Source organism: Cytobacillus sp. GQ23 (assembly GCF_059758675.1).
This window is the reverse complement of the sequence record NZ_JCAXER010000057.1, coordinates 1-6,589: the sequence shown is the minus strand read 5'-3', so window position 1 is coordinate 6,589 and position 6,589 is coordinate 1. Positions and strand designations below refer to the sequence as shown.

The 6,589-nt window shown below is 38.6% G+C and carries 7 protein-coding genes; 5 read left to right on the top strand and 2 right to left on the bottom strand.

Features of this window, described 5'->3' with window-relative positions; genetic code table 11:
• Window positions 1-198: 198 nt before the first annotated feature.
• Complete coding sequence (locus tag AC6CHU_RS25675; RefSeq protein WP_498123141.1) at window positions 199-822, bottom strand: LysE family transporter; 624 nt, start codon at window positions 820-822, stop codon at window positions 199-201.
• Between the two features lie 313 nt (window positions 823-1,135).
• Here AC6CHU_RS25675 and AC6CHU_RS25670 point away from each other — a divergent pair, with 313 nt between their 5' ends.
• Window positions 1,136-1,315: an H-type small acid-soluble spore protein gene (locus AC6CHU_RS25670; protein ID WP_159871885.1), complete on the top strand. Its 180-nt coding sequence runs from the start codon at window positions 1,136-1,138 to the stop codon at window positions 1,313-1,315.
• A 36-nt stretch (window positions 1,316-1,351) separates the two neighbouring features.
• Here AC6CHU_RS25670 and AC6CHU_RS25665 read toward each other — a convergent pair whose 3' ends face one another.
• Complete coding sequence (locus AC6CHU_RS25665; RefSeq protein WP_498123140.1) at window positions 1,352-1,501, bottom strand: hypothetical protein; 150 nt, start codon at window positions 1,499-1,501, stop codon at window positions 1,352-1,354.
• A 166-nt stretch (window positions 1,502-1,667) separates the two neighbouring features.
• Here AC6CHU_RS25665 and AC6CHU_RS25660 point away from each other — a divergent pair, with 166 nt between their 5' ends.
• From AC6CHU_RS25660 to AC6CHU_RS25645, 4 genes are all read left to right on the top strand, one after another.
• On the top strand, window positions 1,668-2,009 hold the full coding sequence (locus AC6CHU_RS25660) for a metal-sensitive transcriptional regulator (protein ID WP_251284998.1): 342 nt from the start codon (window positions 1,668-1,670) through the stop codon (window positions 2,007-2,009).
• 17 nt (window positions 2,010-2,026) lie between these two features.
• Window positions 2,027-2,233 (top strand): copper chaperone CopZ, encoded by a 207-nt coding sequence (gene copZ / locus AC6CHU_RS25655; RefSeq protein WP_159871879.1) that lies wholly within the window; start codon window positions 2,027-2,029, stop codon window positions 2,231-2,233.
• 147 nt (window positions 2,234-2,380) lie between these two features.
• Window positions 2,381-4,804: a heavy metal translocating P-type ATPase gene (locus AC6CHU_RS25650; RefSeq protein WP_498123139.1), complete on the top strand. Its 2,424-nt coding sequence runs from the start codon at window positions 2,381-2,383 to the stop codon at window positions 4,802-4,804.
• A gap of 466 nt (window positions 4,805-5,270) precedes the next feature.
• Window positions 5,271-6,569: a helix-turn-helix domain-containing protein gene (locus tag AC6CHU_RS25645; protein ID WP_159871873.1), complete on the top strand. Its 1,299-nt coding sequence runs from the start codon at window positions 5,271-5,273 to the stop codon at window positions 6,567-6,569.
• Window positions 6,570-6,589: the final 20 nt, after the last annotated feature.

Below are 6,589 nucleotides of genomic sequence, written 5' to 3'. Positions count from 1 at the left end.
ATGTTGTTTCATGATTTTTAGAATAGAAAAACCTAATTGGTGATTTATCGAGGAAGATATAGGTGCTGCTCTACTTAATGCTTTTCTATCTAAACGAAATCTGTTCAATGCAAATAATTAAACTGGAGCACAGCTTTAATAATACTTTACCTCAAAATAATCTTAATCTTTTTTCTCCGAATTGCCCGGATATGTTATTTAAAACAAAAGTTTATAAGCCTGCAATCCAAAATAAATTCCAAAACCAATCAAGGAAATTCCAGATAGTATTGATATTAGAGCGAGAATTTTTCCCGTTAAAAATCTTCTAAAGCTGCTTGCGACTGCTGCCATTGTAATATCCCAGAGAAGAAGACCGGTAAAAATTGCTCCGCTGTATAAAATAACATGGGCCTTGTCATACTCAGCAGCTGTTTTTGCAAGAATTGAGCCATAGATGCCGAGCCAATACAGTATAGTTAGAGGATTTGACAATGACATGAGAAAGCCTGACATGAAGGATTTAACTTTAGATTCATTTTTAGTCCTGACGCTTGATACTACTTTGCCGGAGCTTATTAAAGTTTCTACACCCGTATAAATCAGGATAAAAAACCCAAAGCACCATAAAAAAGCTTTCATAAATGGAATCTCCAGAAAATGTACAACACCTAAATATACTGCCGCCATGTAAATTGCATCTGCTGTCATAGCTCCCAGCCCGACAAGCCAGGCATGGAAAAAACCATTCTTTATCCCTTTATCCAATTGGGCAGCATTAATGGGACCAATTGGCGCTGCAAGCGATAGACCCAAGAAAACATAGCCTAGAAAAATGCTCATATATGTACAGCTCCTAACTGCCAAAACCTGTTTGTACAAAGTGTATTCAGAGTATTGGAAGGATAGGACAACTATTTAATCCTGAATAAGCAGCAACTGCCTATTCCAGAGTTTTGTTTCAGAAAAAGACCCGGGTTCGGACTCTAACCCGCACTCTCCCGCATTTTTGTGTCCGAAGTATGTGTCCTCGGTTCGGACACATACTTAAAAATCATAAAAAAAATTTGACTGCTTCACACGTTTTAACAAACTAAGCATAAATTTCTCGTCCATGCAAAAAATAAACTGAAAAAAACCTGAGGAGAGTGTTCTTATGGATGCAAAACGAGTGAAGCAAATTCTTTCATCATCAGCAGAAATCGAGGTAAAATACAATGGTACGTCTGTGTGGATCGACAAGCTGAATGAGGATGGAAGAACAGCTACGGTACATTTGCGCGGTCCGCTTGAAGAAAGATCTGAAGTGGACATTACAGAATTAACGGAATTCTAAAATGACTGCAGGCCGCCAGCATTGGCGGCTTTTCATCTATATATCCTGACTGGATTCATTTTCTGTTCGTTCATTTAAGTACTTATTTTCAGCAGCAGCAAAGTTTACAGACTGCAGGCTAATTTCTTTTTCGATTCCATACAAATCTTTGCCAGTGTCTTCTGTATTTTCATGCCTTCTATCCACATCAGCGGCCTCCTTTTTATTGTGTTTCCGTTAGTATAAACAGAGCTTTTCAATAACATGAAAGGCAAATTATACTTAAAAATCCGGAATTTATCCCATTTTGAATTTCAGAACTTTACATAGGGTACCGGGGTATAATATAATAAACTCAAAGGAGGCTGATCAAATGGCTTTTGATTTGGAAAACGAAGACTTATCTGCTGACAGCTGCTGTTCGATTGAATCAGAGAGAAAAAGTCATCATTCAGAAAAAGTTAAGAAGAATTTGACGACCCGATTAAATCGAATTGAAGGGCAAATACGCGGAATAAAGGGACTTATTGATAGAGACGTGTATTGTGACGATATAATAACGCAAATTTCTGCAACTCAGTCTGCTTTGAATAGCGTAGCAAAGCTATTGCTGGAAGGCCATTTGAAAAGCTGTGTGGTCGAAAGAATCCATGAAGGCGATCAAGAAGTGCTTGATGAATTTTTAGTCACAATTCAAAAGTTAATGAAAAAATAATAGGGGGTTACATTAATATGGATAGCGTAACTTTGAAAGTAAGCGGAATGTCATGCGGACATTGTGTAAAAGCAGTAGAAGGAAGTGTCGGCAAATTAACCGGTGTGGATAAGGTAGCAGTGGACCTTGAGAATGGCAAGGTGCAGGTTCAATTTGACTCATCTTCAGTATCAATTGAACAAATCAAAGAAACGATTGACGATCAAGGTTATGATGTAGAGTAATCTAATCGGGCAGGAACGTGTGAATAAAATACACGTTCTCTTTTTTTACAAATAAGAAATTTGCCTAATTTATTTTGATTGACATATAGGGTAGTGGGGTATAGTATATAAATGTAAGGTAACTTCGTAAATAAAGGAGTGGGAGTTATGGGTGATGCGGCCCTTAAGGAGGTTCACCTTCCGATATCGGGAATGACATGTGCAGCCTGCTCTTCTCGAATCGAGAAGGGGCTAAATAAGCTGGATGGTGTCCAGGAAGCAAGTGTCAATCTCGCATTGGAAAAAGCAGCCATAAAATATAATCCGGAAGTAACTTCTGTTGCCGCTTTTGAGGAAAAAATTGAGGATCTTGGTTATGCAGTAGTAACGGAGAAAGCAGAGTTTGAATTGCTGGGGATGACCTGTGCAGCCTGTTCAGGAAGAATTGAAAAAGTCCTTAATAAACTTCCTGGTGTTAAACATGCAGTGGTTAATTTGGCTCTCGAAACGGGGACTGTTGAATACAATCCTGAGCAAGTTTCTGTACAGGATATGATAAAAAAAGTGGAGAATTTGGGATATCAGGCGAAAGTAAAAACGGATAATGACCAGGATATCGAAGGTTATAGGGAAAAAGAGATTGAAAAGCAAAAAGGCAAGTTCATTTTCTCGTTAATTCTTTCTATCCCTTTATTTTGGTCTATGGTGGGACATTTTGAGTTTACCTCATTTATTTACGTTCCAGAAATGTTTATGAATCCGTGGGTCCAGCTGGCGCTTGCAGCTCCAGTGCAATTCTTCATAGGAAAGCAATTTTATGCCGGAGCGTATAAGGCATTAAAAAATAAAAGCGCCAATATGGATGTGCTGGTTGCCCTGGGTACATCTGCCGCTTTTTTCTATAGTTTATATCAATCATTTTTATCAATTGGGGGCAATGGACATATAGCGGAGCTTTATTATGAAACAAGTGCTATCCTCATAACATTAATCATTTTAGGCAAGCTGTTTGAAGCGAGGGCTAAGGGGCGTTCCTCTGAAGCAATCAAAAAGCTTATGGGTCTTCAGGCAAAAACAGCTACTGTCTTAAGGGAAGGTGAAGAAATTGAAGTTCCCCTTGATGAAGTTATTGCCGGGGAGATCATTTATGTAAAACCGGGTGAAAAAATTCCGGTCGATGGTGAAATTATCGAGGGACAGTCAGCATTGGATGAATCAATGCTGACGGGTGAAAGCGTGCCAGTTGATAAAACGGCAGGCGACACAGTAATTGGATCCACCTTAAATAAAAATGGATTTCTGAAAATTAAAGCCACTAAAGTTGGCAAAGATACAGCACTATCACAGATTATTAAAGTGGTTGAAGAAGCGCAGGGTTCCAAAGCACCCATACAGCGAATGGCAGACAAAATCTCTGGTATATTCGTTCCCATTGTGGTGACTATAGCAGCTGTTACCTTTCTGGTGTGGTATATATGGGTAAGTCCAGGGAATTTTGCTGAAGCACTCGAAAAATTGATTGCCGTCCTGGTGATTGCATGTCCATGTGCCCTGGGTCTGGCCACGCCAACTTCTATAATGGCAGGGTCTGGCCGGGCAGCGGAATATGGGGTTCTTTTTAAAGGCGGGGAGCACCTGGAGCTTACACATGAAATCACAACAGTCGTCCTTGATAAAACTGGAACCGTAACACATGGCAAACCGGTTTTAACAGATGTGGTTACAAGTGGCCAAGTTGAAGAAAGAACATTTCTCCAGCTGGCAGGATCTGCTGAGAGACAGTCCGAGCATCCATTGGCCGAAGCGATTGTGAGTGGAATAAAAGATAAAGGAATCACTCTATTTAATCCGGAGGAGTTTGAGGCTATTCCCGGTTATGGCATTAAAGCAAAAGTGGAAGGAAAATACCTCCTTATCGGTACAAGTAGATTAATGGATAAATACGATATAAATGTCCAATCAGCTAAACTCGAGATGGAAAATCTTGAGCGAAATGGAAAAACGGCAATGCTTGTTGCGATAGATGGCAAATATGCAGGTATCGTTGCAGTTGCGGATACAATAAAAGAAACTTCCAGAAGTGCAATCACCCGCTTAAAACAATTGGGGATCGAAGTCATTATGATCACAGGGGATAACAAGCGTACGGCTCAGGCAATTGCTGAGGAAGTGGGGATAGACTCTGCAATTGCGGAGGTTTTACCTGAAGGCAAGGCAGAAGAGGTTAAAAAACTTCAAAATCAGGGAAGAAAAGTTGCCATGGTCGGCGATGGCATAAACGATGCCCCTGCACTTGCTGTTGCTGATATTGGAATGGCAATTGGCACTGGTACAGACGTTGCGATGGAAGCAGCCGATATTACTCTTATGCGAGGAGATTTAAATAGTATTGCAGATGCCATCCTAATGAGTAAAAAAACCATAAGGAATATCAAACAAAATCTATTCTGGGCATTTGCATACAATACGCTTGGCATCCCGATAGCTGCATTAGGGTTCCTTGCACCCTGGCTTGCCGGCGCAGCAATGGCTTTCAGCTCCGTATCTGTCGTTTTAAACGCACTTCGATTACAAAGAGTGAAAATCAAATAAATAAAACATTTAAAACCATTGGATTTAGCCCAATGGAATCAACAATAGGATTCACCTTCTTTTAAAACCATCAACTCCATCACTAATTTTGCTAAAATTTTTGGATATTGATGATTAACCGAGTATCCATTCAGGTGCTCGGTTCTTTATATTATAGATTAAATATAAGGATTTTAAGATTTTAAGGCATCTTAACCGAAACTACTCTATAAAGAGACCATATAATCCCCTTTTCCTTCATAGCCATCTATTTTCTAAATATTTTTTCTTAGCTTATTCTGAAAAACTTCTTCTAAAATTTATATGTAGACTACAAAGAGTGATGATGTGAAAAGTTCGAATATGCTATTATATTGGTATCAATCAAAAAAGGCATTTTCATTAGAAGAGTAAATTTACTCTGCCTTAATTTGGCCAGTGCTTACAATTACGGGGAGTCTATTGATAAAGGAAGTCGATTATACAAATGCATAAAATCGGGGTAGTCGGTCTAAAAACATCTATAGAAGCAATCATAGAACTTGCAGAAGAATATAAAACTGAGCTGGAATTCATCTCTTTTTCCTATGAAGAAACCGAAGAGGTAGAGAAAATTGTTAGAGAACATAATTCTCATGTACATGCTTGGCTTTTTTCTGGTCCACTTCCCTATGAAATTGCAAAAAAAACCCTAGATACGGATAAAATCATGGTTCATGTTCCTGCAACGGAATCAGGCTTTTATAGATATTATTTAGAGATGATCTATGAGCAAGGAAAAATTATTGAGCAGCTTAGTATTGATACGATGCTCTTAAATAATATTAGTGAGGAAGCGACGTCACAAATAAATTTAAAAATCCCAAAGGTTTATACGAAAGAGTATGATTTAAATGTTGATACGAATGAATTATTAAATTTTCATTTAGATTTATGGAAAAGGGGAAAGACAGAAGGCGCTTTAACTTGTTTTCCGTCAGTGTGTGAAGCTTTACGAGAAAAAGGAATTCCAGCCTATAAGATGTCGAGTAGTAAGATGGAAATACGGCAAACGCTTCGGATACTTTCTGAAAAAGTAAGGTCTTCCTACTTTAAAGGTACACAAATCGGAATTGAAATCATTGAAGTTGAATATTTTAACAGAGTGGCAGAGGAGATGAAAACTCCTTATCATTTACAGTACTTAGAGCTCCGGCTAAAAGAAATGTTGATTCAACTTTGTGAAAAACTAAATGGTTCTTTATCAGAAAAAGGAAACGGCAGATATATGATTATTAGTTCACGCGGTGCCATTCAGAGGGAAATTATGACGCTCGAAAATACCGTTCAAAAGTTGGCTTTTGAAGCGGATACTACTGTTGCCGTTGGAATTGGCTTTGGCGAGACTGCCTTTTCGGCAGAAATCAATGCTTTTCGGGCTATTCAACATTCAAAGGCAACGAAAAAACGAAAAATTGTAATTGTTCAAGATAATGGAAATATTGTTGAATCTCCAGGCAAACAAAAAGAACTACAATATGACAGCCGTACACATAATGAAACGCTTCTCAAAAAGTTAAAAAAAGGAACAATCAGCGTAAAAACATATAAAAAGATATTGGCTCTCATTAAAAGAATGGGATGGCAAGAGTTTACAACAAAGGATTTAGCGACACATCTCGAGATGACAGAGCGTAATGTACGGCGTATAGTTGCTTATATGTGCGAAGTTGATTTGGCACAATGTGTTGGTGAAGAGGCTAACGCCACCCGTGGAAGGCCAAGTAAAATTTATAGATTATTATAAGCACCCATAATTGGGTGCTT

Coding starts and splice junctions, on each gene's coding strand:
- AC6CHU_RS25675 (WP_498123141.1), bottom strand. CDS start 822: ATGAGCATTTTTCTAGGCTATGTTTTCTTGGGTCTATCGCTTGCAGCG.
- AC6CHU_RS25670 (WP_159871885.1), top strand. CDS start 1,136: ATGGATGCAAAACGAGTGAAGCAAATTCTTTCATCATCAGCAGAAATC.
- AC6CHU_RS25660 (WP_251284998.1), top strand. CDS start 1,668: ATGGCTTTTGATTTGGAAAACGAAGACTTATCTGCTGACAGCTGCTGT.
- copZ (WP_159871879.1), top strand. CDS start 2,027: ATGGATAGCGTAACTTTGAAAGTAAGCGGAATGTCATGCGGACATTGT.
- AC6CHU_RS25650 (WP_498123139.1), top strand. CDS start 2,381: ATGGGTGATGCGGCCCTTAAGGAGGTTCACCTTCCGATATCGGGAATG.
- AC6CHU_RS25645 (WP_159871873.1), top strand. CDS start 5,271: ATGCATAAAATCGGGGTAGTCGGTCTAAAAACATCTATAGAAGCAATC.